Origin of the sequence: Micromonospora citrea, assembly GCF_049629545.1 — a bacterium.
Classification (GTDB): Bacteria; Actinomycetota; Actinomycetes; order Mycobacteriales; family Micromonosporaceae; genus Micromonospora; species Micromonospora citrea_A.
The window spans coordinates 36,427-63,306 of record NZ_JBNADX010000021.1 but is presented as its reverse complement, the minus strand read 5'-3'; the positions used below and the strand labels follow the sequence as shown (position 1 = coordinate 63,306).

General features: G+C 71.6%; 26 protein-coding genes and 1 pseudogene. 12 read left to right on the top strand and 15 right to left on the bottom strand.

The genetic code is table 11. The features are described from left to right. Positions 1-7: 7 nt before the first annotated feature. Entirely contained in the window at positions 8-475 is a 468-nt protein-coding gene (locus ACPFP2_RS21540; RefSeq protein WP_424090978.1) for a putative zinc-binding protein, read from the bottom strand. Beyond that, positions 472-2,070, bottom strand: coding sequence for a benzoylformate decarboxylase (gene mdlC / locus ACPFP2_RS21535; protein ID WP_424090977.1), 1,599 nt, complete (start codon positions 2,068-2,070; stop codon positions 472-474). The genes ACPFP2_RS21540 and mdlC overlap by 4 nt, the downstream gene beginning before the upstream one ends. A gap of 236 nt (positions 2,071-2,306) precedes the next feature. On the opposite strand from mdlC, the gene ACPFP2_RS21530 reads away from it, so the two are divergent. Then, positions 2,307-2,756: a pyridoxamine 5'-phosphate oxidase family protein gene (locus tag ACPFP2_RS21530; protein ID WP_424090976.1), complete on the top strand. Its 450-nt coding sequence runs from the start codon at positions 2,307-2,309 to the stop codon at positions 2,754-2,756. A 95-nt stretch (positions 2,757-2,851) separates the two neighbouring features. Here the strand turns inward: ACPFP2_RS21530 and ACPFP2_RS21525 are convergent, their stop codons facing one another. Both ACPFP2_RS21525 and ACPFP2_RS21520 read right to left on the bottom strand, forming a co-directional pair. Continuing rightward, positions 2,852-4,087, bottom strand: coding sequence for a hypothetical protein (locus tag ACPFP2_RS21525; RefSeq protein ID WP_424090975.1), 1,236 nt, complete (start codon positions 4,085-4,087; stop codon positions 2,852-2,854). A 184-nt stretch (positions 4,088-4,271) separates the two neighbouring features. Next, on the bottom strand, positions 4,272-5,087 hold the full coding sequence (locus tag ACPFP2_RS21520) for a hypothetical protein (protein WP_424090974.1): 816 nt from the start codon (positions 5,085-5,087) through the stop codon (positions 4,272-4,274). Positions 5,088-5,611: 524 nt separating this feature from the next. On the opposite strand from ACPFP2_RS21520, the gene ACPFP2_RS21515 reads away from it, so the two are divergent. From ACPFP2_RS21515 to ACPFP2_RS21505, 3 genes are read left to right on the top strand one after another with little or no spacing between them, the layout of a single operon-like run. Further along, positions 5,612-5,896, top strand: a complete 285-nt coding sequence (locus ACPFP2_RS21515; RefSeq protein ID WP_424090973.1) for an ArsR/SmtB family transcription factor — start codon at positions 5,612-5,614, stop codon at positions 5,894-5,896. After that, on the top strand, positions 5,893-6,990 hold the full coding sequence (gene arsB, locus ACPFP2_RS21510; RefSeq protein ID WP_424090972.1) for an ACR3 family arsenite efflux transporter: 1,098 nt from the start codon (positions 5,893-5,895) through the stop codon (positions 6,988-6,990). The genes ACPFP2_RS21515 and arsB overlap by 4 nt, the downstream gene beginning before the upstream one ends. 58 nt (positions 6,991-7,048) lie before the next feature. Then, the gene (locus ACPFP2_RS21505) at positions 7,049-7,459 is read left to right on the top strand and encodes an arsenate reductase ArsC (RefSeq protein WP_424090971.1); all 411 of its coding nucleotides are present in this window, start codon (positions 7,049-7,051) and stop codon (positions 7,457-7,459) included. 96 nt (positions 7,460-7,555) lie between these two features. Here the strand turns inward: ACPFP2_RS21505 and ACPFP2_RS21500 are convergent, their stop codons facing one another. After that, positions 7,556-7,858, bottom strand: coding sequence for a helix-turn-helix domain-containing protein (locus tag ACPFP2_RS21500; RefSeq protein WP_424090970.1), 303 nt, complete (start codon positions 7,856-7,858; stop codon positions 7,556-7,558). Positions 7,859-7,924: 66 nt separating this feature from the next. Between ACPFP2_RS21500 and map the strand changes: the two genes are divergently transcribed. Next, positions 7,925-8,707, top strand: a complete 783-nt coding sequence (map, locus tag ACPFP2_RS21495) for a type I methionyl aminopeptidase (RefSeq protein ID WP_424090969.1) — start codon at positions 7,925-7,927, stop codon at positions 8,705-8,707. Between the two features lie 143 nt (positions 8,708-8,850). Here map and ACPFP2_RS21490 read toward each other — a convergent pair whose 3' ends face one another. After that, positions 8,851-10,440, bottom strand: a complete 1,590-nt coding sequence (locus ACPFP2_RS21490; RefSeq protein ID WP_424090968.1) for a diguanylate cyclase domain-containing protein — start codon at positions 10,438-10,440, stop codon at positions 8,851-8,853. 199 nt (positions 10,441-10,639) lie between these two features. Between ACPFP2_RS21490 and ACPFP2_RS21485 the strand changes: the two genes are divergently transcribed. From ACPFP2_RS21485 to ACPFP2_RS21470, 4 genes are read left to right on the top strand one after another with little or no spacing between them, the layout of a single operon-like run. Continuing rightward, complete coding sequence (locus ACPFP2_RS21485; protein ID WP_424090967.1) at positions 10,640-12,220, top strand: phenylacetate--CoA ligase family protein; 1,581 nt, start codon at positions 10,640-10,642, stop codon at positions 12,218-12,220. 3 nt (positions 12,221-12,223) lie between these two features. Then, entirely contained in the window at positions 12,224-12,664 is a 441-nt protein-coding gene (locus tag ACPFP2_RS21480) for a DUF4188 domain-containing protein (protein WP_424090966.1), read from the top strand. Beyond that, positions 12,661-13,740, top strand: coding sequence for a GNAT family N-acetyltransferase (locus ACPFP2_RS21475; protein WP_424090965.1), 1,080 nt, complete (start codon positions 12,661-12,663; stop codon positions 13,738-13,740). The genes ACPFP2_RS21480 and ACPFP2_RS21475 overlap by 4 nt, the downstream gene beginning before the upstream one ends. Continuing rightward, positions 13,741-14,724, top strand: a complete 984-nt coding sequence (locus ACPFP2_RS21470) for a nitroreductase (protein ID WP_424090964.1) — start codon at positions 13,741-13,743, stop codon at positions 14,722-14,724. A gap of 168 nt (positions 14,725-14,892) precedes the next feature. On the opposite strand, the gene ACPFP2_RS21465 is transcribed toward ACPFP2_RS21470, so the two are convergent. After that, a complete protein-coding gene (locus tag ACPFP2_RS21465; protein WP_424090963.1) occupies positions 14,893-15,567 on the bottom strand; it encodes a hypothetical protein in 675 nt (224 codons plus the stop codon). A gap of 300 nt (positions 15,568-15,867) precedes the next feature. On the opposite strand from ACPFP2_RS21465, the gene ACPFP2_RS21460 reads away from it, so the two are divergent. Together ACPFP2_RS21460 and ACPFP2_RS21455 are read left to right on the top strand one after the other, a co-directional pair. Continuing rightward, complete coding sequence (locus ACPFP2_RS21460; protein ID WP_424090962.1) at positions 15,868-16,776, top strand: multicopper oxidase domain-containing protein; 909 nt, start codon at positions 15,868-15,870, stop codon at positions 16,774-16,776. After that, positions 16,773-17,390: a multicopper oxidase domain-containing protein gene (locus tag ACPFP2_RS21455; RefSeq protein ID WP_424090961.1), complete on the top strand. Its 618-nt coding sequence runs from the start codon at positions 16,773-16,775 to the stop codon at positions 17,388-17,390. Before ACPFP2_RS21460 ends, ACPFP2_RS21455 begins: the two co-directional genes overlap by 4 nt. 123 nt (positions 17,391-17,513) lie before the next feature. On the opposite strand, the gene ACPFP2_RS21450 is transcribed toward ACPFP2_RS21455, so the two are convergent. The 7 genes and pseudogenes from ACPFP2_RS21450 to helR all read right to left on the bottom strand — a co-directional run bounded on the left by ACPFP2_RS21450 (position 17,514) and on the right by helR (position 25,234). Beyond that, entirely contained in the window at positions 17,514-17,972 is a 459-nt protein-coding gene (locus ACPFP2_RS21450) for a hypothetical protein (protein WP_424090960.1), read from the bottom strand. Between the two features lie 67 nt (positions 17,973-18,039). Beyond that, positions 18,040-18,510, bottom strand: a complete 471-nt coding sequence (locus tag ACPFP2_RS21445; protein ID WP_424090959.1) for a hypothetical protein — start codon at positions 18,508-18,510, stop codon at positions 18,040-18,042. A gap of 156 nt (positions 18,511-18,666) precedes the next feature. Then, positions 18,667-18,966: pseudogene (locus ACPFP2_RS21440) on the bottom strand (DUF817 family protein); the annotation flags it as partial. A gap of 39 nt (positions 18,967-19,005) precedes the next feature. After that, positions 19,006-19,857 (bottom strand): pyridoxal kinase PdxY, encoded by an 852-nt coding sequence (gene pdxY, locus ACPFP2_RS21435; RefSeq protein WP_424090958.1) that lies wholly within the window; start codon positions 19,855-19,857, stop codon positions 19,006-19,008. A 91-nt stretch (positions 19,858-19,948) separates the two neighbouring features. After that, complete coding sequence (locus ACPFP2_RS21430; RefSeq protein ID WP_424091035.1) at positions 19,949-22,033, bottom strand: glycogen debranching N-terminal domain-containing protein; 2,085 nt, start codon at positions 22,031-22,033, stop codon at positions 19,949-19,951. Positions 22,034-22,046: 13 nt separating this feature from the next. Continuing rightward, on the bottom strand, positions 22,047-22,403 hold the full coding sequence (locus ACPFP2_RS21425; protein ID WP_424090957.1) for an SCP2 sterol-binding domain-containing protein: 357 nt from the start codon (positions 22,401-22,403) through the stop codon (positions 22,047-22,049). 272 nt (positions 22,404-22,675) lie between these two features. Further along, the gene (gene helR / locus ACPFP2_RS21420) at positions 22,676-25,234 is read right to left on the bottom strand and encodes an RNA polymerase recycling motor ATPase HelR (protein WP_424090956.1); all 2,559 of its coding nucleotides are present in this window, start codon (positions 25,232-25,234) and stop codon (positions 22,676-22,678) included. 82 nt (positions 25,235-25,316) lie between these two features. On the opposite strand from helR, the gene ACPFP2_RS21415 reads away from it, so the two are divergent. Next, positions 25,317-25,862: a hypothetical protein gene (locus tag ACPFP2_RS21415; RefSeq protein WP_424090955.1), complete on the top strand. Its 546-nt coding sequence runs from the start codon at positions 25,317-25,319 to the stop codon at positions 25,860-25,862. 312 nt (positions 25,863-26,174) lie between these two features. Here ACPFP2_RS21415 and ACPFP2_RS21410 read toward each other — a convergent pair whose 3' ends face one another. Beyond that, positions 26,175-26,612 (bottom strand): hypothetical protein, encoded by a 438-nt coding sequence (locus ACPFP2_RS21410; RefSeq protein ID WP_424090954.1) that lies wholly within the window; start codon positions 26,610-26,612, stop codon positions 26,175-26,177. Positions 26,613-26,880 lie beyond the last annotated feature (268 nt).

Sequence of the window (26,880 nt, the reverse complement as noted above, 5' to 3'; positions counted from 1 at the left end):
CATTACGCTACCGCCGGCTCGCCACAGGCGCGTCGGAGGCCGCCGGGTCGTCGCTGCCGGCGCGACGGGTCGACCGCGCGGCCTCCGCCACCAGCGGCAGCAGCCGGCGGACGTCCTCGTCGTCGTGGTCGGCGTGCCGGCGCTTGCGTACGCCGTGCTCGCTGAGGACCACGTGGGCGTCGGGGGTCAGCCCGTGGCGGCGCAGCGTCGCGACGACGCAGACCAGCGGGCAGCCGTCCAGCGCGACGATCGGCCGGCCGGAGCGGGCCAGGCGCAGCAGCGGCGCCACGTCGCCGCCGAGCCCGGCGATGCACGACATCTCGGCCTCACCCAGGCGGTCCAGCTGCAGCGCCAGCGCGTTGGCGGTCTGGGCCGCGCTGGAGCACCCGGAGCAGGAGTAGACGACGGGCTGGTCGGCCCGCGCGCTGCGGCGCTGCCGGGTCGGGGCGGGCGCTGCGGCCTCGTCCCCGCTCACCAGTGGCTCCCGGAGCAGCCGCCCACCGGCACCTCGATCAGCGTCGGCCCCGGCCGGGCGAGGCTGTCCCGCAGCGCCGTGGCCAGCTCGTCGGCTCCCTCCGCCCGCAGCGCCGCCACCCCGTAGCCGCGGGCCAGCGCCACCGTGTCGATGCCGGGCACCCGCAACCCCGGCACCCCGGCCAGCCCGAGGAAGTCGCGGTAGTCCTCCAGCACCGCGTACCGGTCGTTGCGCAGCACGACCACCGTCAGCCCCACCCCGTAGCGGACGGCGCTCCACAGCGCGGGCACCGCGTACTGGAACGCGCCGTCACCGACCACCGCCACCACCGGCCGGTCAGGTTCGGCCAACCGCACCCCGATCGCCGCCGGGACACCGAAGCCGAGACTCGCTCCGGCCGGGCTGTAGTAGCCCCCGGGCCGGGCGATGCGGATCTGGTCCTGGCAGTCCCGCATGCTCGACACCGCCTCGCAGACCAGCGCCGCATCGGCCGGCAGCACCCGGGCGATCGTCGCGTACGCGGCTGCCGTGGTCATCGGCCGCCTGCCCAGGTCGACCGGCTCGGGCCGGGGGCCCGGTGCGGGTGCCGGACGCCGCGTCGCCGCGACCTCGTCGGCCAGCCCGGCGAGCGCGGCCACCGGGTCGGTCAGCACCGCCTCCCCGAGTTCCGCCCGGGCCGCCTCGTCCGGGTCGTCGGTCAGCAGCACCAGCTCCGCCTCGCCGCCGAGGAGCTGTCCCGGCACGTACGGGTACCAGCGGAAGGCGGTGGCGCCGGCCACCAGGATCAGGTCGTGGCCCCGCAGGGCCTTGCCGACCCGTTCCTGGCTCGGCGGCAGCACTCCCTGGAAGGCCGGGTGGGTGGTCGGGAATCCGCAGCGCGGCTCCAGCGGCGCCCAGTACACCGGCAGCCGGCACCGCTCGGCCACCGCCACCGCCGCGGCCCAGCCCGCCGGGTTGTCCAGTCCCGCACCGACCAGCAGCACCGGGGAGCGGGCGGCGGCGATCCGGGCGGCCAGCCTCGTGAGAACCTGCGTGGTGGGTGCGGCGCTGACGGCGACCCGCCGCGCGGCGAGCGACCGTACGCTGTCCTCGTCGACCTCGGCGGCCCAGTCGTCCATGGGCAGCGAGACGAGTACCGGCCCGCGCGGCGGCAGCGCGGCCAGGTGCACCGCCCGGGCGAGGGCGGCCGGCACGTCCTGCGGCCGTGGTGGCTCGACGCTCCACTTCACCAGCGGGCGGGGCAGCACCGTCGGCTCGGGATTGGTCAGCATCGCCGGACCGGTCAGCAGGGCGCGGACCTGCTGACCGGCGGTGAGCACCAGCGGGCTGCGGGCGGCTGCGGCGTTGACCAGCGCCCCCATGGCGGTCGCCACGCCCGGAGCGCTGTGCAGGTTGACCAGGACGGGACGGCCGGTGGCCTGGGCGTACCCGTCGGCCATCCCGACCACCACGCCCTCCTGGAGACCGAGGACGTAGCGGAAGTCGGTGGGGAAGTCGGCCAGCATCGGCAGCTCCGTCGACCCGGGGTTGCCGAACACGGTGGTGAGTTGGTGCGAGCGGAAGATGTCGAAGGCCGCCTGGCGTACCGAGATCATGGTTGAGCGTGACCCGGGGAAACCCCGTCGCGGCAGCGCGGAAGGTCCCGCCGGATCGGGGCCGGTCGACCGTGGCCGATCAGGTTACGGTGCCGTCTCGCAGCGCCGGTGGGCGCCGGCCGGGGCCCAGGCCCGGGTGACAGAGGACCTTAGGCCCTAGCCGGGCCGGGGTGAGCGTCGGCATCGTGGCCTTGACCTGCTGATTGCCCACCAGCGCAACCGAGGGAGGAACCGGCGTGGAGGACCGACGCACCCTGCGGGAGTTGTCCCGGTCCGATGCGCTGCGCCTGCTGGCCTCGGTGGCGGTGGGCCGGGTGGTCTTCACCCAGCGGGCGCTGCCGGCCATCCGTCCCGTCAACCACGTGGTGACCGACGGCCTGGTCGTGTTCGGCACCCACGACGACTCCTCGGTGTCCACGGAGGTCGGCCGGGCCCGGGGGATCGTGATCGCGTACGAGGCCGACGAGATCGACGTCGCGAGCCGCACCGGCTGGAGCGTGGTCGTGACGGGCTTCGCGACGCGGGTCGGCGAATCCGCCCTGGCCGACCGGTACCGGGAGCTGCTGCACCCGTGGGTGGGCACGCCGAACCATGTGATCACGCTGCAGCCGCGCCTGGTCACCGGGTTCCGGTTGGTGCCGGGTCTGCCGCCGGCGACTCTGTCGGCGCCGGGCCCGACCTCGTAGCACCGCCGGCTGGCAGCGAGGCTGTCTCCGGCGCGGGACGACCTCGGTGAGCCGGTGTGCGGACGGTGTGGTCACCGCCCGCACACCGGGCTCTGTCAGGTGCCGGCGACCACGACGACGGCGCCGGTCGCCGCCTCGATGCGGTGGATCGGGTCGAACTCGGCGTAGCTGCTGCGGTCGGAGCAGGTGACACTGCCGACGGCGACGAGGTCGTTCGTCGCCGAGGTGGCGGTGTTCCACCTGGTGACCGGTCCACCGGAGTCGCCGCCGAGCACAGGGCCGTCCTCCGGGTGGCCGGTGACGGTGTCGAGCTCGACCACCGGGGAACCGGTGCAGCCGATGTTGCCGGTGTCGGTCACCCTGCCGTAGACCAGCCCGCCGTTGGAGCCGGACGAGTATACGGCGGAGCCGATGGCGGGCCATCCGGTCAGCTTCGCCGTGACGGGGTTGGCCGTCGACGTGTCGCGTTCGCCGAACCAGGAGTACCGGCTGAAGTAGGCGCCGTTCTCGCCGGCGACCATGGAGACGTCCGTGCCCAGGCTCAGGTAGTTCGAGCTGACGCGCAGGTTCCAGCCGCCGTTGTGCCAGAAGTAGGTGCCGTTGGCGCCGCAGTGTCCCGCGGTCGTCACCCAGTTGCTGTTCGTGCCACCGCGCGTCATCCGGAAACCGGTGGTGCAGGCTGCGGTCACGGTGCGCGGGTTGTGTCCCGCACCGGTGACGTTGTAGTCGAACAGCGCCAGCCCGCCGTAGTAGGGGATGGAGTCGACCCGGCGGCTGGCGGGCGTCACCCCGGCCTCCGAGAGCGACACCCGGGGCGTCACGCCGGTGGCCTTGGCCGCGGCGGCGACGAGTGACTCGGCGTCGCCGGTGGCGTGGATGACGACCTGCGCGGTCAGGCGGTCCAGCGTGACCCGGTGCACGCTGCCGGCGTGGGCGCCGGCCCAGGCGCGGTTGCGGTCCAGCCGCTTCGCTGCGGCTTCCAGCCGCTTCATCGGCACCGCGGCGGTCTCGAACCGGACGGGGACCTCGCCGGCCTGGCGGGCCCGCAGACCCACCGCGGACTTCAGCCGGGCGCCCTCGGTGTTCTGCACCTGGCGGACGACCAGCTCTCCGGTCCCCTCGTCGAAGTAGGTGCCGCCCGCGCCGTCCGGATGCGTGGCGGCGATGGCTTCCAGCCGGTGGAACTGCGCGGTCATCGCCTCGACGTCGACGGCTGCGGCGAATCCGGGTTGCGCCGCCGACTTCGCCGCCGGCTCCTTCGCCTGGGCGGCGGGCGAGGTGACCGCGATCGTGGTGAGTACGCAGCAGATGAACACCATGCGTCTACGCATGGAGCCTCCTTAATGGACCAGTGCCCCCGATGGTTCGACGAGCGTATATGCGCACACGCGATCCCGTTGTCCCGTGGTGGAGGTGACGAGCTGACCGATGGCGTCTCACCTGCCCGAACATCACACGGATCCGGGGCCCCTACGCGGGGGCTCCCGAATCCGTGTCCGACGTCCGTGTGGCTGGTCAGAAAATGTTCATGGCGATGCCGTTGGTGAGCGAGGTGGTGTTCTGCACTCCGTCAATCTTGATCGGATTGCCGGAGACGTGCTGCACGAAGATGCGCATGATGAAGGTGCGGGTGCCGCAGGCCGGGTCGACGGGGATGCCGGACAGCGCGAAGTTGGCGACGTAGTGGTGTGCGTCGTCGCGGATCGTCCTGCGGGAGGTGGCCGTGCTCGTCGTACGGCAGGTGTGCGCCGTCGGGTCGAGCTGGATCAGCTCGAAGCGCACGTCCACCACCGCGTTGGTGCCGCGCGGCTTCTCGTGGGCGTCGACGCTGCTGCTGCACGAGGCCGTGCCCGTGTAGCAGGTGGTGAGTTCGAGGTTGGCCAGCGCCTGCACGCTGGTGGCGTTGCTCGCGGCGGTCCACTTGTGGACCGGAGTGCCGTCGTTGTAGAACACCCAGGCCGTGGAGGTGCCCGCGCCGATGTAGGTGCAGGTGCTGGACGTCCCGGTGCTGTTGCAGGTGGGGTTCTGCCACCAGCGCGCGCCGACCTGGTCGGTGTCGCTCACCTCGAGCCAGGTGTTGCCGGCGACGGCGGTCAGGTGGTAGCCGGTGAGCGAACTGGAGGCCGTGTACGCGTACAGGCCGCAGGTGTAGGTGCCGGCCGACGGCGCGGTGAACAGCAGGTCGGCGTAGATCGGCAGGTGTCCGGGCGTGGCGTAGTAGGTGGTGTCCGAGCCTTCGTGGTTGCGCGACGACGTCGAGGTGATGCCGACGACCGCGCCGGTCGGGTCGACGCACTTGAGCGTGTTGTTCATCGCCACGATCTGCGTCACGCTGCTCGTGGCCTCGAGACGGCCCCGTACGTGTCGGGACTCCCCGGCGGCGAGCGTGACCGTTCTGCTCAGCAGGCGCTCCTCGGCTCTCGAATGGAAGTTGTTCGCGCTCGTCAACGTCACTCGGGTCACCGGTCCCGAATCGGCCTGTGCGGCCGGTGCGAAAATGACGAGGAACAGTACGGCCACGAACACGCTGAAGATCTTCCGCACGTATCGGCTCCCTGAGAGTGGAGAAATGCGCCGGGAATGGCGCAGCATCGACCGAACACCGGGCCGCGATCAGATCGGGCCGCAGTTCGAGGCGAATCGATGCTATCGCCGGCATCCCGATCCGTGGGGTCACGCCCGCCGGCCGACCTGGCGACGGGACGGCGTGTCCGCTCCGGGCGTGATCACCGGCCGGACACCTCCTGCCGGGCGGTGTCCGGGAAGGCCCGCAGGGTGACCTGTCGCCCCGCGGGGTGGACGGGCGCGGCTCGTCGTGGTTACATCATGCCGTGCTGATATCATCGTCGCCTGATGTGATCAGGTTGTTGGCGGACCCGTTGCGGGCGCAGATCGTCGCGCTGCTCGCCGAAGGTCCCGCCTGCACCTGCCACCTGGTGGAGGACACCGGGGCGAAGCAGCCGAACATCTCCAACCACCTCCGGGTGCTGCGCGACGCCGGCCTGGTGGTCAGCGAGCCGCACGGCCGGTTCACCTACTACCGCCTGGTGCCCGAGGCGCTCGAAGCCGCGGCCGGCCATTTGGCCGACCTGGCGAGACTGGCTCGCGCCCGGTCCGAGGCTCGCAGGGAGTGCCCATGACCACCATCGACCAGCGCGGGAACGAGTCGTCCGCCGTGATGGCCCGGCTGTCCCGCCTCGACCAGTTCCTGCCGATCTGGATCGGCCTGGCGATGGTGGCCGGCCTGCTTCTCGGCCGCCTCGTTCCCGGCCTGAACAGCGCCCTGGAGGCGGTGAAGATCGGCGGCATCTCCCTGCCGATCGCCCTCGGCCTGCTGATCATGATGTACCCGGTGCTGGCCAAGGTGCGCTACGACCGCCTCGACACCGTCACCGGCGACCGGCGGCTGCTGTTCTCCTCGCTGGTGCTCAACTGGATCGTCGGCCCCGCACTGATGTTCGCCCTGGCGTGGATCTTCCTGGCCGACCGGCCCGAGTACCGCACCGGCCTGATCATCGTCGGGCTGGCCCGCTGCATCGCCATGGTGATCATCTGGAACGACCTGGCGTGCGGCGACCGGGAGGCCGCCGCGGTGCTGGTCGCCCTCAACTCGGTGTTCCAGGTCCTGGCGTTCGGCGTGCTCGGCTGGTTCTACCTGACCCTGCTGCCGCAGTGGCTCGACCTGCCCGGCGCCGAACTGGCCGTCTCCGGCTGGGACATCGCCGTCAACGTCCTGATCTTCCTGGGGATCCCACTGCTCGCCGGTTACCTGACCCGTCGGCTCGGCGAGCGGGCCAGGGGCCGCCAGTGGTACGAGGCGACGTTCCTGCCGAAGATCGGCCCCGTCGCCCTGTACGGCCTGCTGTTCACCATCGTCATCCTCTTCGCCCTGCAGGGCGACGCGATCACCTCCCGCCCCTGGGACGTGGTGCTGATCGCGGTGCCCTTGCTGGCCTACTTCGCCATCATGTGGGCCGGCTCGTACGCGCTGGGCCGGGCCATCGGGCTGAACTACGAGCGGACCACCACCCTCGCCTTCACCGCCGCCGGGAACAACTTCGAGCTGGCGATCGCCGTGGCCATCGGCACGTTCGGGGTGACCAGCGGGCAGGCCCTGGCCGGTGTGGTCGGCCCGCTGATCGAGGTGCCGGTCCTGGTCGCGCTGGTCTACGTCAGCCTCGGCCTGCGCCGCCGACTGTTCCCCGCCGTCACCGCGCCGTCGGCCGTGCGGTGAAACGCCCGGACCGCACCCTCCGTCCCGCCTGCCTGGCCACCCGAGAAGGAGTCCCCGAATGAGCGACAAGCCCAGCGTCCTGTTCGTCTGCGTCCACAACGCCGGCCGCTCCCAGATGGCCGCAGGGTGGCTGCGCCACCTCGCCGGCGACGCCGTCGAGGTGCGCAGCGCCGGCTCCGCCCCCGCCGAGACGGTCAACCCGGCCGCCGTGGAGGCGATGCGGGAAGTCGGCATCGACATCACCGACCAGACCCCCACGCTGCTGGAGTACGAGACGGCGCAGTCCTCCGACGTCATCGTCACGATGGGCTGCGGCGACGCCTGCCCGGTCTTCCCCGGCAAACGCTATGAGGACTGGAAGCTGGAAGACCCGGCCGGCAAGGGCGTCGAGGCGGTGCGACCCATCCGCGACGACATCCGCGACCGGGTGCGGCAGTTGGTCCGCGAACTCGTTCCCGGGCGGGCGTGACGGTCGATCGTGGTGGTCCGGCCCGGGCGTTCACCGAGAACCGCGCCCGGGTGTTCTCCGTCGTCGGCGGCTGCGACGGAGTTGCGGGGTCGAGAACTACGAGGCCAACCGGCGACCTGCGTCGCGGCCGGGTCTCGCGAGTTCGACCCTGCCGGCTGACTGGTTGATCTCCGACCACACTACGTCGAGGGAGAGGCCGAGGACGTCGGCGATCGCAGCGATGGTCGAGAAGGCGGGGGTGGCTACGCGTCCGGACTCGATCTTCCGAAGAGTCTCCGGCGAGACACCTGCGTCCAGCGCGGTGGCGAGCATCGAACGCGCTCCCCGGGCTCGACGCAGCAGGGCGCCGAGACGCTGTCCGCGCTCGACCTCTTCGGGAGTGAGCGGCAACCTGACCATGGCTCCGATTCTAGTACCGGGATAATATGGCCGGGATACTTATTGGTGGCATGAGGAAGGCGCTGCATGATCGAGATCCTGAGCCCCATGGAACTGCCGCGAGCCAGGAAGGCGGGTGCCCTGGTCGCCGACATCTTGCAGACGCTGAGAAGTCGCTGCGAGGTGGGCACGAACCTCCTGGACATCGACCGGTGGGCCCAGACCATGATCACCGAGGCCGGAGCGCAGTCCTGCTACGTCGACTACGAGCCGTCCTTCGGACGTGGGCCGTTCGGCCACTACATCTGCACGTCGGTCAACGACGCCGTGCTGCACGGACTGCCGTACGACTACCCGCTCGCCGAGGGCGACCTGCTGACGCTCGACCTCGCCGTCGGCAGTGGCGGAGTCGTCGCCGACTCCGCCATCAGCTTCGTCGTGGGCGACACGGAGCCCCCGGAGAGCATCGCGATGATCAACGCGACCGAGCGCGCACTGAGCGCCGGCATTGCCGCGGCCGGCCCCGGAGCCCGCGTCGGTGACATCTCCCATGCCATCGGTTCGGTCCTCAGCGAGGCGGGATATCCGATCAACACCGAGTTCGGCGGTCATGGCGTCGGATCGACGATGCACCAGGACCCGCACGTCTCGAACACGGGGCGTCCCGGCCGCGGCTACCGGCTGCGCCCCGGGCTGCTGCTGGCATTGGAGCCATGGGTCATGGCGGACACCGCCGAACTCGTCACCGACGCCGACGGCTGGACACTGCGCAGCGCGACCGGCTGCCGGACAGCGCACAGTGAACACACGATCGCCATCACCGACGACGGAGCCGAAGTCCTCACCCTGCCGGAGCAGGCGCGACCGTGAGGCGGAGACCCTGACGCCGATCCGGCAGAGGCACCCCGTCGAAAGCCTGGTGATGGGCGCGGCGTGAGCCGGCGGCGCGGGACCGTCCCGAACAGCGTGCGTGCGACGGCGTCGAGGGAAACAGGGCGGGGCGGCTGCCGGTCCTAAGCCGCGGTGTGCGAGCAACTCGCCCGGTTCCCGCCCGCGCGCTTCGCGGCGTACATCGCGCGGTCGGCCTGTGCCAGGGTTTCGCCGACGGAGTACGCGAAACCGCTGGCGACGCCGACGCTGAGCCTTGCCCGCCAGGGCGTCATGCCGGCCACGGCGTCCACGGCCCGCTGGGCGACCTGCCGGGCGGCTGCCGAATCGGCGCCCGGGAGGAGGGCGACGAACTCGTCCCCGCCCAACCGAGCCACGAAGTCGCCCTTGCGGACGCTGGTCGTGAGCACCAGTGCGACGGCCCGCAGCACGTCGTCGCCGGTGGCGTGTCCCAGCGAGTCGTTGATGTCCTTGAACCGGTCGATGTCCACGATCAACACCGCGACCGGATCGGCGGTGGCGCCGGGAGCGGCCAGGGTCCGCAGGAAGTTGTCGAGACCACGGCGGTTCGCCACCCCGGTCAGCGGATCCGTCTGCGCCGCCCGCTCGGCCCGCTCGTGCTGCCACCGCAGGACGTCGTACGACTGCATCGTCACCGCCGCGTGCAGCCAGCGGTGCCGCTGGCGCCACAGCAGTTCCGCGAGCGCGTCCCCGTAGGTCAGCCCCGGCGCGGCGTCGCGCGATCCGTTCGCCGCGAGCAGCACCGCGTGTGTCCGGTGCAGCGCCGCCGAGATCAGCCAATCGGTGTCGGGGGACAGGCAGGCGACGGCGTCCTCGATGACGCGCAGTGCCTCGTCCGGCCGCCCCGAGCGGCTGAGCGCGACGGCGTGAAAGGGTCGGCACAGCAGCAGCTCCTGCTGGTGTTCTTCCAGGCCACGGGCCTGTAGGAGCGCGGTGTACCGGGGGATGTCGGCCGCCGCGCCGGCCGGGTCCTGACGATCGGCGCGTGAACACGCCGCGTACAGCGACGCCGAGAGCCGCCACACCTCCGCCTTGGGCCCGGAGGCCTCCGTCGCCACCCGCACCGCGTACTCCTCGGCGGCGGTGGTGTGCTTCTCCGCCTCGGCGACCTGACCGACCTGATACAGCTCCAGCGCCCACATGAGGTGCAGTTCCGCCAGGTTGCACAGCCACATCGCGCGGTTGCCGTTGTCCGGGTACGCCGCCCGGCAGGTCGCCTCGTACGCCGCCTGGAACTGGGGCGCGGCCAACTCGTAGAGGCGTAGCTGGGCGTAACCGATCGCGATTCCGGTGTGGGCGTTGCCCGCGATCACCGGGTCGGGTTCCTCGGCGAGCAGGGCGGTCTCCGCGCTGACCAGATCTCGCAGGATCGCCTCGATGTCGTGCTCGGCGATGTCCTGGTCGCCGAGGCGCAGTCGTCTGGTGGCGCGCAGCGACAGCGCGCAGGAGCGCCATCCGACGCTGCGTTCACGATCCGCGGCGGCCAGCATCAGGTCGGCGGCGGCGACAGCGCCGTGCAGGTCACCCAACCGGGTCAACGCCACGACACGGGCGAAGTGCATCGCCGCCGGGCCGTCGCCGATCTCGCCGGTGCGTTCGCGAAGCGCAGAGTCGGCGACCGCCAGCGCCTGGGCCGCGCCGCCGGCCTGCGCCTCTTCGAGGAGGCACAGGGCCCGGAGGGTCACCTCATCCATGCGGTCACCTCCGTACCGCGCAGGATTGAAACAGCCCGATATTACGGTAGCGGCTCCCCGGCCGTGGCGAGCCCGGCGTCCCGATCCCGTCGCCTGCCGCTCGGCGGTGCCGCCCACTCCGCCCTGGGTGCGGATACTCAGTACGGCATCGGTGTGCCGGCTCAGGTGCGTCCGGCCTGAGCCGCCGAGGATCGTGGGCATGGCCGAGACGTTGCACCGATCCGCTGATCCCCGCACGGTCGCCGCACCCGGCCCGACGGTCGGCGACCGCTGGCGTCGGGCGCACCTGTGGACCGTCACCAGGGTGTGCGGCGCCGCGATCCGCCTCGCCGGTCGCCGTCCCGCCGGGTGGCGATGGGCGGCCAGGCTCCACCACCCGCTGCTGGACCGGCTCGCGGCGGTGAACGCGCGTGCGGTCTGCGCGCTCGCCGCGCGGGACGTGCCGGCGTACCGCGACTTCCTGCGCGCCCGGCCGGGCGGGGCCCGCCGCCGGCTCGGCGACTTTCCGGAGACCGACAAGGAGAGCTACGTCGTGCCCTACAGCGCCGCGCAACGGTGCAGGGCGGGGCGACTGCCGGCGCGGGGCGTGGTGGTCGACGAGTCGGCGGGTTCGTCGGGTCGGCCGTTCAACTGGCCGCGCGGCGAGCGGGAGTTGCGCGCGGTGCACCAGGACATCGTCGGCTACACCAGCCTGGTCTTCCCGATGCGCCGGCCGTTCGTCATCAACGCCTACTCGATGGGCGCGTGGGCCACCGGCACGACGACGGGTACCGCGATGGCGCGGATCGCGGTGGTGAAGAACACCGGCCCGGACCTCGGCAAGATCGTCGACACGCTGCGCGAGTTCGGCCCGGACTTCGACTACCTGGTCACCGCGTACCCGCCGTTCCTGAAGCACCTGCGCGACCGGCTCGACGCCGAGGGCTTCGCCTGGTCGCGCCACCGCATCTCCGCCAGCTGCGGGGGAGAGGGGATGACCGAGGCGCTGCGCGGCTACCTGGAGGAGCGGTTCCTGCGGGTACGGTCGGCCTACGGCGCGTCGGATCTGACCATCGGCGTCGGCGCGGAGACCCGGTTCACGGTGTGGCTGCGCCGACGCCTGCGCACCGACGCCGGGCTGCGGGCGGCCCTGCTCGGCGCGGACGAGCAACGGCTGCCGATGGTGTTCCAGTACAACCCGTTGACCACGTACCTGGAGACCAACGAGCGGCGGGAGCTGCTCTGCACGATCACCGGTCCCGACGTGCTGCAGCCGCGGCTGCGTTACAACGTCGGCGACGAGGCGCTGCTCGTCACCTATTCGCGGATCATCGAGCTGGCCCGGGCCGAGGCGGGACGCTGGGCGGAGTGCCGCGCCGCGCTGGCCAGCGAGCGGATGACCCTGCCGGTGCTGCTGCTGTTCGGCCGACGCGACTCGACCGTGTCGTACCTCGGCGCCAACCTCTACCCGCAGGACGTCGAGTACGGCCTGTACACCGGCAACCCGTACGCCGCCGAGATCAGCCGGTTCTGCCTGACGCTGGTCGAGGACGCCGCGTTGGAGACCCGACCGGTGATCCACCTCGAACTGCGACGCCCGCTGCCCGAGGCGGACCGCGACGCCCTCGCCGCCGCCTGCCGGACCGGGGTGCGGCGGCACCTGGCCGCGGTCTCCCGCGACTTCGCGCAGTCGCTGAGCGAGGACCCGACCGCCGGCGACCTTCGGGTCGAGCTGCACGAGCCGGGCAGCGGCCCGTTCGCCGGACAACAGAAGATCAAGAACGTCTACCTGGTGGGCTGAGTGATGCGTACCCGTGATTTCTCCCAGGCCCCGGCGCAGGCCCGGGCCGGCGCCATGTTCATCGGCGCGACCCGCTACCGCGGCCCGCTGGCGATCCTGCGGCTCCTCCCGGCCTGGCTGCGGATGGTCCGCGACCTGCGCCGCATGCGCGGATACCGCTGGCACACGGTCTACTGGCAGTTCCCGTTCACCCTCGGCACGATCGCGTTCTTCGCCGACCGCGACGCCATGCTGCGCTTCGCCCGGTCCCGGCAGCACCGCAGGCTGATGGTCTGGGTCACCGACGGCAACCGCAATGCGACCGGCGGGTTCATCCGGCTCTACACCGCCGAACCCGACGGCTACTCCAACGGGGTGTGGCGGGCCGAGTCCCCCGACATGGCGCTCATCCCGACCTTCACCCCGCTGGCCTCGGAGACCACCGGACCGGCGGTGCGGCGATGACCACCCACCGCTTCGAGCGGGTCGTCGACCGGCGCGGCCTGCGCGAATTCGTCGGCCTCACCGACCGGGTGTACGCCGGCGATTCGCGGCACGTGCCCACACCGCGCCAGCAGATCCGGCGGTGGTGGCGCGACGGCGTGCCGATGTACGTGCTGCGGGACGGCTCCGGTGCGGTGGTGGGCCGCAGCACGCTGCACACCGACGCCGCCTTCGACGCGAAGCTCGGCCGCCGCTGCCAGTTGTTCGGGCTCACCGAGTTCACCGCGCCGGCGGCGCGGCCGCTGTTCGAGGCGCTCAGCGCCCGCGCCGGCACCGACCGGGAGTCGCTCTTCGGTCCGGTGGCGTTGCTGCCCAACCAGGCCGGCGGAGTCATCACCTCCGGGTACGCCGACCGGGGCTTCATCGACAGCGCCTGGAACCCGCCGCGGTACGTGGCCGCCTACGAGTCGTACGGCTTCCGCCGGCGGTTCGAGTCGGACACCTGGATCTGCCCGGTCCCCGCCGACGGCGACGACGCCGTCGGGCGGACCTACCCGGACGGTGCCGAGCTGCGGGTGCACCGCGGCGACGTCCGTCGGCTCGACGAGCAGCTCGACCTGTTGCGGGAGCTGCTGAACGCGTCCTTCGCCCAGCTCGGCTACTACACCGAGATCTCCGCGCGGCAGCTGCGCCGGCAGACCGACGGGCTGTCGTACCTGCTGGACGAGTCGCTGCTGCTCTACCTGACCAGGGCGGGACAGCCGGTGGCGTTCGTGCTGTGCGTGCCGGACATCAGCGAGTACGTGGTCCGCGTCCGGGGCGACCTGCACCTGGTCAACCAGCTGCGGCTGCTGGCGACCCGGCGCCGCTACCGGCGGGAGGCGGTGCTGATCGTCAAGGGTGTGCTGCCGCACCACCAGGGGCGCGGGTACCAGCGGCTGCTCTCGGCCGAGCTGCGCCGCAACCTGCACACCGGTGGCTACACCACGCTGCGCAGCACCTATGTCGGACGGGACAATCCGGCCTCGGCCGCGCAGTACCGGGCGCTGGGCGGCCGACCGCTGCACGGCTACACGTTCTACGAGAAGGCGCTGTAGGTGGACGTCGACGCGTTGCGCATCCTGGAGCCACTCTGCTGGCGGGCGCCGAGCGCGCACAACACCCAGCCCTGGCGGCTCGACTATCGGCCCGGGTCGGTCCGGGTGGGGTGGGACCCGGCGGACACCCTGCCGGCCGCCGATCCGACCGGCCGGGACCTGAGACTGTCCCTCGGCGCGTTCGTCGAGACCTGCCTGGTCGTCGCCGCCGACCTCGGCGTGCCGACGGAGTTCGTCGCGGACCACTGCGCCCGGGATCGCCGGGTCGGTTGGCTGCGCGCCGCCGGGCACCGTTACGACAGTCCCTTCACCGCGGCGCAGGTGCAGGCCCGGCGTACCCACCGGGGTCGATTCTCGACCGGCCCGGACGCCCAGGTGATCGCGGCGGTCGACGCCGTCGCGCGGCGAGCCGGCGGATCCGTCCGGGTCGTCCCGGACGGCGACCTGCTGGCGCGACTGCTGAGGACCGCGGACCAGCAGTTGTACGCCGACCCGGCGGTGGTCGGCGAGCTGCGGTCGTGGCTGCGGCTGACCCCGGCGCACCCGGACTACCGCGCCGACGGTCTCACCCAGCGCTGTCTCGGCCTGTCCCCGGTCGAGGCGACCGGACTGCGGGCGGCGCTGGCGGCGTACCCGGCGCTGCGCCGGCTGGGGTTGCCCCGGCTGCTCGCCGCAGCCGCCGGCAACCCGCTCGCGCTCGGCGGCGCGGTGGTCGTCCTGGTCGGGCCGCCCGGGATGGACGACGCGGCGCAGGTCGAGTTCGGCCGGGTGTTGATGCGGGTCTGGCTGACCCTGCACGTGGCCGGGCTGGCGACGCATCCGCTGAGCCAGCTCATCGACGCGCCCGCCACCCGTACCGCGTTGGGCGCGCTGCTGGACGTGGCGCCGCAGCGCCTGCTCCACATCGCCCGGGTCGGCCGGCCGGCGGGTCCGGCGGCGCGTTCGGCACGCCGGATCGGCGGGATCGGATACAGCGGCCACTGACGGGTACGCAGGGCTCGGCGCGACTGACCCTCCTGGTCGTGGTGTTGCCTGGCAGCCGTGGTCGAGCACGACCCACGCTGCGTGAACCATGTGCGGTCGCCGAAGCCGGCAATGGAGGGGCGGGACCCTCTGCCCCAGCGGGACCTGCGCGGGCCCGACGCCGCCGCGCTACCGATCATCGTCACCGTCGGGGCTCAGCGGTCCCGACCAGGAGAGCTTGATCAGGTACTGCTCGATGCCGGCATGTTCTCGTTCGATCTCGTTCGTCTCCCGGGTGACGCGACCGCCGCGCATTGCCGCGAGAGCCGCCTCCTGAGCGCATCGTGCCTGTTCGCGTCCCTTGTGGAAGACCGCGACCGAGTAGCTTCCGGGACCCTCTGGCGGATCGATGTCGTCGAAGCCGGAGCCCGTGCTGTCGCTGAGAACGAGTTGGCCGCTGGGACACTCCAGCCCGGAGTTGAGCGCCAGAGCCCAGTCAGTCAGGGGCCTGTCGAGGTCGGGCTCAGTGCTCCACACGTCGACGATGGCCTCCACAGGGATGAGATCCTGCGCAACCTTGACGTAGATCTCGTAACCAGTGGATGCGGCGATGCCGCGACCTGCGGCGCTGATCGCGGCGCTCGCTCGTCGACGGCCCCGACCAGGCGCGCGATGCCACCGTGAAGCTGGCGTCCGTCCCGGGGCGGTGGGCCACGGAGCCCGGGGTCGAGTGTCTGCGCAACGAGTACCGCCACCGCGCTGGGCGTCGAGTCGGCCGTCGGAGCGGCGCCCATCCGGCAGGACCGGCTGCACCTGCGTCTCACCGCCATGCACACCGTTCTGCGCGCCGAGTTCAACCAGCACCCCGAACTCGCGGATGTGCTCGTCGCGACCGGTGACGCCCGCATCGACTACAGCATCAGCTCGGCGTACTGGAGTGGCGGGACGAAGGGCCGGAACTGGCTCGGTCGACTCCCTCGAACTCGTCCGGTCGGAGATCGTGGCGCACCGAGCCGGCTTCCTGCCGTAAGGGGAGCGCGCAGAGACCCGGAGCCGCCGCGTCAGGGGCAACCCGGAGCGCTCCCCGAATCCGGTCCCGTCCGCTGGCCACCCGACCGGATATGAAGTCACGCTACTGGTATCGACTCCGCTGGAGGTGCCACCGTGACCGCAGGACGACGACCCCTCGCCCGCGTGCTCGCCGTCGTCCTCGTCCTCTGCTGCGGCGGCATCGCCGTCGGCGGCTGGGCGTTCACCCGCGCCGGCACCGACACGGTGGGTCAGGTCGACTTCGTCCGGCCGCTCGCCGTGCCCCCGCTGGCAACCTCCCGGGTCGACGGGCAGGGACGGCGGGTGTTCGACCTGCTGGCGCGTGAGGGCAGTCGCGACTTCCGCGGCGACGGCCGGTGGACCCGTACCGCCGGTTTCGACGGCGACTTCCTCGGCCCGACCCTGCGGGCGAAGCGGGGGGAGCGGGTGGTGGTGAACGTGGTCAACCGGCTCTCCGAGGAGACCAGCGTGCACTGGCACGGGATGCACCTGCCGGCGCGGATGGACGGCGGACCACACCAGATGATCCGCCCGGGCGCCACCTGGTCGCCGACGTGGACGGTGGACCAGCCGGCCGCGACCCTCTGGTACCACCCGCACCCGCACGGCGCGACCGAGGAGCACGTCTACCGGGGTCTGGCCGGCCTGTTCCTGCTCGACGACGACCGGGAGGCGGCCCTGCCGCTGCCGCGCCGCTACGGCGTGGACGACATCCCGGTGATCGTGCAGGACCGCAGTTTCTCCGCCGGCGGGCAGTTCCGCAAGACCCGCAACATAATCTCCAGCATCGGGTGCTCGGCGACACCCTGTTGGTCAACGGGACCGTCGGGCCCTACCTGGACGTCACCACCGAGCGGGTACGACTGCGGCTGGTCAACGCCTCCACCGCGCGTGTCTACGACTTCGGCCTCGCCGACGGCCGCCGCTTCGATCTGGTCGGCAGCGACGGGGGACTGCTGCCGCGTACCGCCCGGCTGGACCGGGTACGGCTCTCTCCGGGGGAGCGCGCCGAGATCGTGGTGACCGTGCGCCCGGGGGAGCGGACCACCCTGCGCAGCACCGGCCCCGATCTGGGCGCCGGTGCGCTCGCCGACCGCTTCGCCGGCGGTAGGGACCGGTTCGACGTGCTGGAGTTGCGCGCGGCGGGGCGTCTCGTCGCCTCACCGGCGGTGCCGGACGCGCTGGCACCGATGCAGCGGCTCGCCCCGGCGTCGGCCGCGCCCACCCGTACGCTGGAGTTCCTCGGCCGTGGCATCAACGGCCGCTCGATGGACATGGACCGCATCGACTTCGCCGCCACCCGCGACAGCACCGAGGTGTGGGAGGTGGTCAACCGGGACGGCACCCCGCACAACTTCCACGTGCACGACGTGCGGTTCCAGGTGCTCAGTGACGGCGGTGAGGTGCCGGCGTCGGCGCTGAGCGGCTGGAAGGACACCGTCTACCTGCCACCGAACCGGCCGCTGCGGATCGCTCTGCGCTTCACCGACCACGCCGACCCGGACGTGCCGTACATGTACCACTGCCACCTGCTGTACCACGAGGACGCCGGAATGATGGGGCAGTTCGTGGTGGTCGAACCGGGCCAGTCGCCCGGCCGTCCGCCCCGGCGTCACGCCCACGCCCCGCACCGCTGACGGCGTCGGCGCGGAACCTGCCTGCGGTGGCGGACAGCGCGTGGGCTCGGGTCAGCTCCGCCTGACCGCTGCCGGAGGTGTCGGCCGGTATCCCACCTCCCGCGAGGGCTCCGGCATTCGTCGCTACGGACGGGCCGGCCAGAACTGGATCAGGTACCGCTCGATGCCGTCCAGGTCCGCGTCGGGTTGGTGTTGTACGGCGAGCAGCTCGTCGCGGCCGGCGACGTACGCGCGCACCGCGTAGTGGCCCGGCGCCAGCTCCACCGCCTCCTCGTCCTCACCGGCGTCGACCAGCGGGTTGACCTCCACCAGTCCGGAGTCGAACCGGGCCTGCGCGTCGCGGCGGTCGGCCCAGCCCGGCTGCTCCGGCGCCGGGCCGTCCCACACCTCCAGCCGCAGCCCCGCGACGTGGTCCCAGGCAGCGGCGCTGCGCACGGTGACCGCGTTCGGTCCGGCGGCCAACCATCGTGCGCGGTCGGCGAAGTCCATCCCGGCGCGTTGCGGGCCGCCGTCGTCGAGCAGGTCGAAGGTTCCGTGTTCGACCAGGACCGTGGTGTCGAGGGCGGTGACGAGCTCCGGCACGGGTGTCCCTTCCGCCGGCACGCTGCGCCGTCCTCGCCGGCCCGGGCGAGGACGGCACGGCGATGAGCTAGTGGTGAGCGTGGATGGAGCCGTTGTCGACGGCCTGCGGGTCCGCGACGTCGACATCATAATCGGCGCCTGGCCGGTTGTCGTAGCTCAGCGTGTCCTGCGGGTACGTCCCCGCCGACAGCGGCCAGGCCACCAGGCGGAAGCCGTCCGGATCGGCGTCATGGCCGTACGCCACGAAGCCGTACCCGCTCCTGCCGTCGATCGACGCGGTGCCCTTCACCGCAATCTTGTCGTCGGGCGTCACGACGAGCCATTCGAGCGACTCGTCCGCCAGTCGGAAGGCCGTGCCCTTGACGTCGTAGCGCACCTTGCCGTTGCTCGGGGCCGGGCCCTCGTCGTGCGGCAGGTACTTCGGGTTGAACTGGAAGTGCCCCTGTCCGGTCGCGGTCGGCTCGTCCTTGATCGCGCCGACCGGTGAGGCGAGATGGCCGCTCCGGCGACCCGAAAAGTCATCGGCGCCGCCGGGCACGGTCGTGGTGGTGACCGGTGGTGACCCGACATCCTCATCCGGGTCCGCGACGATCGTGCCTGCGGGTGGGCGTCGACCCGCTCAACCCGACCGGGAGGCCCGGGGACGTTCGGCCACGTCGGTGCCCGACGGTACGGCCGCCGGCCTGTCGTCCGGCGGCTGCGGCGGCGAGATCCAGGTGACCATCACCACTGAGATGATCATGAGGAGGAACCACGACGCGAGCTTCTCCGGCGACACCGGGTGCCACCCGCCGAGCTGGCTGGAATAGAGCCACGCGTCCGACCAGGTGGCGATGTTCTCGGCCAGCCAGATGAAGAAGGCGATGAGGAGGAAGGCCAGCAGGAGCGGCATGCGCCACCGGAGCCGGAAGATGCGGAAGTGCATGACGTCGAACAGCCGGTTGACCCGCACCATGTACGAGCCGACCGCGGCGTACATGAAACCGCTGGACAGGCGACCGTACGGTCGGGCGTCACGGGGCGGGGTGTCGTCTCAGCGCAGCCGTCGGGCGGCGAATCGCGCCGGCGGGTCGGCGATCACGTCCTGGGAGGCGATCAGCTGGAGTTCCCGCGTACCCGCCGCGAGGGTGGCCTCGAAGACGGCGAAGATCGAGGCGGTGGTGCGCTCCAGCGCCGTGGCGGGCGAGCCGGTCGTGAACAGGTGCGCCAGGTACAGCGCCGCGGTGACGTCGCCACCACCGTTCGGGCTGATCGGCAACAGCGGGGTGGTCACCACCCACGCGCCCTCGTCGGAGACGGCCACCACCTCCAGCGACCCCTGCGGGACGTCGCCGTGGAGCACACTGGTGACCAGGACGTGACGCGGTCCCGTCGCCCGCACGACGTCGACCGCCTCCAGCAACTCCGCGAGCGAGGTCGTCGTACGGCCGGCGAGGAAGTCCAGCTCGAACTGGTTCGGGGTGATGATGTCGGCTCGCGGGACGACCTCGTCGCGCAGGTACTCCGGGATGCCCGGTCGGACGAACATGCCCCGGCCGACGTCGCCCATCACCGGGTCGCAGCAGTAGAGCGCGTCCGGGTTGGCCGCCTTCACCTTCGCCACCGTATCGAGGATCACCGCACCCATCGCCGGGTCGCCCTGGTAGCCGGAGAGCACCGCGTCGGCGCTGCCGAGGACCCCGCGGTCGGCGATGCCGGCGATCACCTCGGCGACGTCGGTGGGCGCCAGCAGCGGCCCGCGCCACGCGCCGTACCCGGTGTGGTTGGAGAAATGGACGGTCAGCACCGGCCAGACGTCGTGGCCCAGCCGCTGGAGAGGGAACACGGCGGCCGAGTTGCCGACGTGGCCGTAGGCGACCGACGACTGGATGGACAGGATCTTCACCCCGTCATCATGAGGGTTCCGCAGCCAGCGCCTCCACCGGATGCCAGGGATCGCCGCGCGCTCTGCGTGGCGGAGCGTTCCGGACCGGCCGTCACTCCAGTGCCGGGGTGGGGTAGGGGTCGGTGTCGTCGGTCGGTGGCCGGACGGGGCGATGGCGGGCGAAGGCGTCGACCTTTCCCCAGCGGCCGGGGATGTCGAGGAGCGCGATCCGCCCGAAGCCGGCTGGTAGGGCCGGGCTGACGGCGAGGTGTCCTTCGTGCGGGTCCATACCGAGCATGGTGCGGATGAGCAGCAGGGACGCTCCGCTGGACCATGCCTGGGGACTGCCTGCGGTGGGGTAGCGGACCGGATATCGGGTCGTCTGGCGGGCGAACCCGCCGAAGGCTTCGGGAAGGCGGCCGTGGAAGTAGGTGGCGGCGTCGATGATGCCCTTGGCGATGCGTCCGGCTTCGGCGGCGAATCCGTAGCGCTGCAGGCCCCACGCGATGAAGGAGTTGTCGAAGGGCCAGACGGTGCCGTTGTGGTAGCCGAGTGGGTTGTAACGGCGCTGGCCCTCGGCGAGGGTGCGTACTCCCCAGCCGGAGAACAGTGCGGGGCTCATCAGGTGCTCGACGACCCGCGGGGCCCGGTCCGGAGGGACGATGCCGCTCCACAGCAGGTGTCCGATGTTGGAGGACAGGGCGTCCACGGGTGTGGCGTCGCGGTCGAGGGCGAGGGCGTAGTAGCCGCGTTCGTCGATCCAGAAGTCCCGGTTGAAGCGGTCCTTCAACGCCGTCGCCTCCTGTTCGAGGCGGTCGGCGTAGGCGGGGTCGTCCCAGAACGTACGCGCGAGGCGGGCGGCGCGGATCTTGGCGTCGTAGGCGTAGCCCTGTACCTCGCAGGTGGCCCGGGGAAAGCCCGGCAGTCTGCCGTCGGCGTAGGAGATGCTGTCCCAGGAGTCCTTCCAACACTGGTTCTCCAGGCCGGTGGCGCGGTTGCGTCGTTCGTACCAGACGTAGCCGGTGGAGGTGAGGTCCGCGTACCGGTCGATCCAGTCCAGGGCCGCCCGGGCCTCCTGTTCGAGTTCTTTCACCAGCGCCGCGTCACCGGTCCACCGTTCGTACTCGTCGAGCAGGATCACGAACAGCGGTGTGGCGTCCACGCTGCCGTAGTACGGCGAGTGGGGCTGTTCCTCGAAGGCGGCCGATTCGCCGTAGCGCAGCTCGTGCAGGATCCGGCCGGGATCCGCGTCCAGGATGTCGTCGGTGCGAACCCCCTGCAGCAGGCCGAGGATCCGCAGTGTCGGTGGGGTCAGCGACGGTGTGACGTGCAGGGTCTGCAGGCAGGTCAGCAGGCTGTCGCGGCCGAACAGGGTCATGAACCAGGGCAGCCCCGCCGCCGGCACGGTGGCGCCGCCGAGGGACAGCGGTGCGAAGCGCAGCGCCGCCAGGTCCACGAGGCTGCGGTGGTACACCTGCTGCAACGCGGCGTTGTCGGTGTCCAGCTGCGGGGCCGCCGCGATCCACGCGCGCACGGTGTCGGGCAGGGTCGACTCGTCCGGGCGCATCGCGCGCACTGCCGTACGCCAGTCGCGGCCGTCCGGACGCAGCGCTCGCATGGTCACCCGCAGTTGCGTGGACCACTGCTGTCCGGGCGCCAGCCGGAGCTGGAATCGAATGCCGCGCGGATCGACGGTGGCGGGCTCACTCGCCGAAACGGACACCTCCCGCTGGAACGTGCCGCGCTGGTAGCCCAGCGTCAGTTCATCGGCGCCGACATGGGTGTAGTAGGCGCCGGCCTTCTCGCGGATGTCGAACTTGATGTCGAAGATGTCAGCGAAGTCGGCGGCCACCTCCAGCCGCATGTCGAGGTCGACGTCCTGCTCGCCGTAGTTGAACACCGTCAGCGACTCGGTCAGTTCCGGGCCGATCCGCCGTCGCCGGATGGCCGACACGTCAGCCTCCACGTAGTCGACCTGCCCGCCCGGAACCAGGAAGAACGCCACCTCGTAGTACTGGCTGTCGTCCACCGACAGCGCGGTCATCCGCTCTCCGTTGATCGTGAGGATCCACCGGGACAGGAAGCGGGTGTCGGCGGTGAACAACCCGACCGGGGTGGCGGGCGAGGCGTCCACGTCACCGCTGGGATCCGACACGATGAACGTGTTGCCGTCGATACATGACACGGTGCCCGGAATGTCCTTCACTCGGTCACCTCCGCGCCCAGGGATGCCCAGCCTCGCGCGCGACGGCCGGTGCGTGGAGCAGCCGCCCCATCCGCAATGCCAGGCCGAGATCCCCGTCGACCAGGATCTCTCCGCGCAGCATCGCGGACAGCCCGTTGAGCTCACCCCGCACCATCGCCTCCGCGACCTCCGAGGAAAGAGTGACGACAGCGCTCGCGGGACCGTCACCCGGTGACACCCGCAGCTGGCCATGATCAATGGTCAGCAGCCACTGTCGCACCCGATCATCCTCACGGACGTCGAACCGGACGCTGCCGCGCACCTTGCACAGCCGCGGATCCTTCCCCGTGTCCGCCAACTGCTCGAAGAACGCGTCGGTCACCGACATACGACCTCCAGCCCTGTGGCGAACGTGCAGGCCGGCGCTTACCCGCGCGAACCAACGGGCTAACCCGTGGCGCCTGGTCGGTGCAGAGGATCAGTGGCCTGTGTCGAAGTCGGTCGCCGCCACGTGATGGCGGAGAGGTGGATGGTGGCCTGGTGGTGGACGGTGAGGCTGTCGAAGCCGTGGGCCACGGCGCGTGACGTTTGACCGGTTGATGCCACATTCGGCGGGCATGGCACTGCGGTCCTCGTGATCGTCAATGCGGCCTGTCAGGATCTCGTGAGGATGACGAGTTGCTGGGTCGCTCGGGTCATCGCGACATAGCGGTCGACCGCTCCTTCGATGCCCTCGCCGAACGACTCCGGCGCGATGAGGACGACCAGGTCGAACTCGAGCCCCTTCGACAGCTCCGGGGTCATTGACCGGACGCGGGGCCTCTCCCGGAACGTGCGATCGCCGATCACGCAGGCGACCCCTTCGGCGTGCGCCGCGAGCCAGGTGTCGAGGATCGAGCCCAGCTCGGCGACGGATCCGTGTACGACGGGGATGCCGCTGCTGCGGATGGAGGTCGGCACGTTGGCGTCCGGGACCACGGCCCGGATGACCGGCTCGGCTTCCGCCATGACCTCCGCCGGCGTCCGGTAGTTGATGCTCAGGGAGGCCAGGTTGATCCGGTCGAGCCCGACCCGCTCGAGCCGTTCCCGCCACGACTGCGTGAACCCGTGCCGGGCCTGGGCGCGGTCCCCGACGATCGTGAAACTTCGGGACGGGCAGCGCAACAGCAACATCTGCCACTCGGCGTCGGTCAGCTCCTGAGCCTCGTCCACCACGATGTGCGCGAACGGGCCGGCCAGCCGGTCCGGCTCGAGGCCGGGCAGGGCGGCCTCGTCGACCAGCGCATCCTGCAGGTCCAGTTGGCGCAGGCTCGACAGCACACCTTCACCGTCGTCATAGGTGTGGGCCTCGATCAGTTCGTCGACGACCGTGGCCATGCGCTCGCGTTCGACCGCGACAGCGGCCTCGTGCCGGCTGTTGCGCTGTGCCGCCTCCGGGTCGCCGAGCCGCTGCCGTGCCGCGTCCAGGAGCGGCAGGTCGGACACCGTCCAGGCCTGGGCGTCCGCGCGCTGCAGTTTCTGCACGTCGTCGGGGCCGAGCCAGGGAGCGCACCTGCGCAGGTACGCGGGTACCGACCACAGGTCGCCGACGAGGTCGGCCGCTTCGAGCAGCGGCCACGCGCGGTTGAAGGCCGTACGCAGCTCCCGGTTGCGCAGCAGCGACCTGCGGAGCAGGTCTTCCGGCTCGTCGCCGTCGTACCTGTCCATCAGGATCGTGAGCAGTTCTTCCCAGACCTGCTCGCGCGCCTCGTTGTGCGGGGTGCCCGGATCCGGTGCTCCGAACGCCTCGGCCCAGTTCTCGGCGCTCAGCCAGATGTCGGTCTCGTCGGTCGCGACCGCCATTCCCTTGGCCGGCGGCTCCTCGTAGAACCTGACGGCCGTCTCGATCGCCTTCACCAGGTTCGCGGACGACTTCAGACGAGCCACCTCCGGGTCGGGCTCGATGGTGGCCCCGGCACCTTCGGCGACGAGGTCGCGCAGGGTGCAGGTCTGCACGTCCTCCTCTCCGAGGCTGGGCAGGACGTCGCCGACGTAGGCCAGGTAGGGCTGGTGCGGGCCGACGAACAGCACGCCGCCCCGGCGGTGACCGAGGCGGGGGTCGGAGTAGAGGAGGTAGGCGGTGCGGTGCAGCGCGACGACGGTCTTCCCCGTACCCGGACCGCCGTCGACGACGAGCGCGCCGCTGGAGCCCGCGCGGATGACGGCGTCCTGGTCGGCCTGGATGGTGCCGAGCACGTCCCGCATCCGCGGTGAGCGGCTGCCGGCCAGGCTCGCGATGAAGGCGGACTGGTCGTCGAGCGCGGCGCGGTGGCCCTCGAATCCGTCGGAGGTGAACACCTCGTCCCAGTAGTCGGTGATCCGGCCGCGGGTCCAGCGATACCTGCGCCGGCTCGTCAGACCGGTCGGGTCGGCGTGGGTCGCCGCGAAGAACGGTTCCGCGGCGGGGGAGCGCCAGTCGAGCAACAGCCGACGGCCCGCGCTGTCGGTGAGTCCACGTCGTCCGACGTACACGGGGTCGGGGTCGTCAGCGTGGACCATGTGTCCGATGCACAGGTCCAAACCGAAGCGGCGTAGGGTGCGCAGGCGAGACGTCAGCCGCCGGATCTCCTCGTCCCGTTCCACCGCCTGGCGGCCCTTGCCGCCGGGCGCCTTGCGTACGGCGTCGAGGCGTTCGGTCAGGTCGGCGGACGCCTGCTCGAGGCTCTGCGCGATGGCCGCGAAGTGTTCCTCGTCGCGGGCGATCAGCGCCGGTTCGGCCTTGGGGGAGAGGCGGTCGGGAAGGTCGAACACACTGATGGTCCGGTGGTCCACGTCGTCGGCTCCGATCTGAGGTCGTTGGCAGTGCGGACGGGTGCGCGCCGGCCCTGCGCACGGATCGTCCGGCGGGCACGCGGGTCGCGCGGCCCGAGGTGTGGTCGCGGGATGTCGTCCACCGGTGGTGGGCCGATCGCCGCTCCGGGAGCCCACGCATCGGCCATCGGGTCGTCGCCGCCCGGAACGGCCGTGCTGCCCTGTCGGGATATCGGGGCCGTCGGCGTGGCGAGAAGGCTCTGGCCTTCCGGTCGGCAATTCTGCGGCACGATCCGGGTCTTGCCGCAAGCCCCCGGGTGCGGTATATGTTGAGAATGGGGGGAACGGGTGCCTCCCTGTTCCTTGATCGATCATCGGCCGACCTTCCGCGCGCGGCGGCGCGCCGCGCGCGGCGTAGACCACCAGGAGAGTCCCCACTCGTGCGGGCCTGGCCGAACTGCCAGCAGTTCCGGCGCCCTGGTCCGGCATTCGTACTCTCGTGGCCGTGAAGACACGTGTGCCGGTGCTGGTGGCCGTGCTCGGTGCGTCCGCCGCGATGGTGCTGGTCGTCGGGTGCGTCGCGGCCGCGATCCTGTCCGTGCGCGGCGATTCGGACGAGGTGAGTGCATGCCGGGAGTCGGTGCAGGCCGGTGAGGCGAAGGTCCGTACGGATCGCTGGAATCCGCCGGAGGAGATTCCGGGTCTCGGCGACTACCCGGAGATTCACTGGCAGGTACGCGCGCTCGGCGACCCCTGCACCAGAGCGCCGGGTCCGACGGACTGGGCGTACCAGGGTGTGGTCAGGCTGCGGTCGGAGGACGCGCGGCGGTTGGCGAAGCGGTACGAGTTCGTGCCGTACACGTCGGTGGGACAACCGCCGCACCCCGACAGCCCGGCGGACGCGTGGCCCGCTCTCGTGCCGTTCCTGCCGACGCAGGCGCACTGGCTGCACAGCGCGCAGTACGACGAGGAGAATCCGTCCACCCGGTGGCGGGCCGCGTTCCTGGATGTCGAGCACCAGACGCTCTTCTTCGTGCTGCGCGACCACTGACCGGTCCGCTGACGGCGTCCGGGCCGCCTGCCTGTCCACATCCGACACCGTGCCCGCCACCGCTGCCGGCGGGGACCCGGACGTGGCCCGCGCCTCCGCCCGGGGCGCGGCCAGTGAGCTGGTCCTGGCCCTCTACGGCCGCATTCCGGTGGGCTCCCTGAAGCTCGACGGCGACCGACGTCTGCTCGACCGGCTCATAGCCTGGGAACCTACGAGTAGGACGTGTCGGTGCGCCACCGCCGACGGGGGCACGACCGCTCAGCTCCGCCAGGTCCGCCGGGCGATCCGCGCCGCCCGAGGACCCGGCGTCGATCAACTCCGTGGCCGCGCGTCCTCCTCCCGCCCGGCCACCCGCGCCGTCACGCCCCGCCCCTCACCCCTGCGACGTGCCAGCACGTCCTCGGCGATGAGCAGCCCGGCCGGGACGAAGCCCAGCAGGAAGCCGCTGGGACCGATGAGCAGTACGCACCCGGCTGCCCAGCCGCCCAGCGCCCAGCCGGCGTAGCCGGGCACCCGCTCACCGCGCCGCCCCAGCCGCACCACCAGAAGGCCGAGCAGGACGAGGGGGACGACGAAGCTGCCGGGCAGCGCCCAGAACACCGACAGGGACGCGTCACCGCCCTCGCCCGAGCGCAGCCCGCCGGCCAGCCACCCGCCCCAGTAGGGGTGGGGCAGGAAGACTGCGGTGTGCAGGACGCCGATGGTCGCCATCGACCATCCGGCACTGACCGTCAAAGTTCTCTTGATCATGTCCTCAGCCTCCGCTTCCTGCCGGGACCCCGCCTCCCCCGCGGGAGCGGTCCTCTCCCTTGCGCGGGGGACGGAGGAACCTCCCTACGCCCGTGGGCCGGAGACCACGCGAGTCCGTCGGTGCCCGAACAGGAGACCGGCCTGCGCCGGGATCGCAGGGACCGTATCGCCGACGGGTGAGAACGCGCTGAAATGCCGCCGACCGTGGTGCCCGTGCCGGGCGCCGCTGTCGGCCTCGCCGCACGATGCCGACCGGTCGTCGCGGCAG

Excerpts from the sequence above, each read along its gene's own strand:
- ACPFP2_RS21500 (WP_424090970.1), bottom strand. The coding sequence starts at position 7,858 with ATGGTCAGGTTGCCGCTCACTCCCGAAGAGGTCGAGCGCGGACAGCGT.
- ACPFP2_RS21485 (WP_424090967.1), top strand. The coding sequence starts at position 10,640 with ATGGCCGAGACGTTGCACCGATCCGCTGATCCCCGCACGGTCGCCGCA.
- ACPFP2_RS21475 (WP_424090965.1), top strand. The coding sequence starts at position 12,661 with ATGACCACCCACCGCTTCGAGCGGGTCGTCGACCGGCGCGGCCTGCGC.
- ACPFP2_RS21525 (WP_424090975.1), bottom strand. The coding sequence starts at position 4,087 with ATGCGTAGACGCATGGTGTTCATCTGCTGCGTACTCACCACGATCGCG.
- map (WP_424090969.1), top strand. The coding sequence starts at position 7,925 with ATGATCGAGATCCTGAGCCCCATGGAACTGCCGCGAGCCAGGAAGGCG.
- ACPFP2_RS21480 (WP_424090966.1), top strand. The coding sequence starts at position 12,224 with ATGCGTACCCGTGATTTCTCCCAGGCCCCGGCGCAGGCCCGGGCCGGC.
- arsB (WP_424090972.1), top strand. The coding sequence starts at position 5,893 with ATGACCACCATCGACCAGCGCGGGAACGAGTCGTCCGCCGTGATGGCC.
- ACPFP2_RS21410 (WP_424090954.1), bottom strand. The coding sequence starts at position 26,612 with ATGATCAAGAGAACTTTGACGGTCAGTGCCGGATGGTCGATGGCGACC.
- ACPFP2_RS21505 (WP_424090971.1), top strand. The coding sequence starts at position 7,049 with ATGAGCGACAAGCCCAGCGTCCTGTTCGTCTGCGTCCACAACGCCGGC.
- ACPFP2_RS21490 (WP_424090968.1), bottom strand. The coding sequence starts at position 10,440 with ATGGATGAGGTGACCCTCCGGGCCCTGTGCCTCCTCGAAGAGGCGCAG.
- mdlC (WP_424090977.1), bottom strand. The coding sequence starts at position 2,070 with ATGATCTCGGTACGCCAGGCGGCCTTCGACATCTTCCGCTCGCACCAA.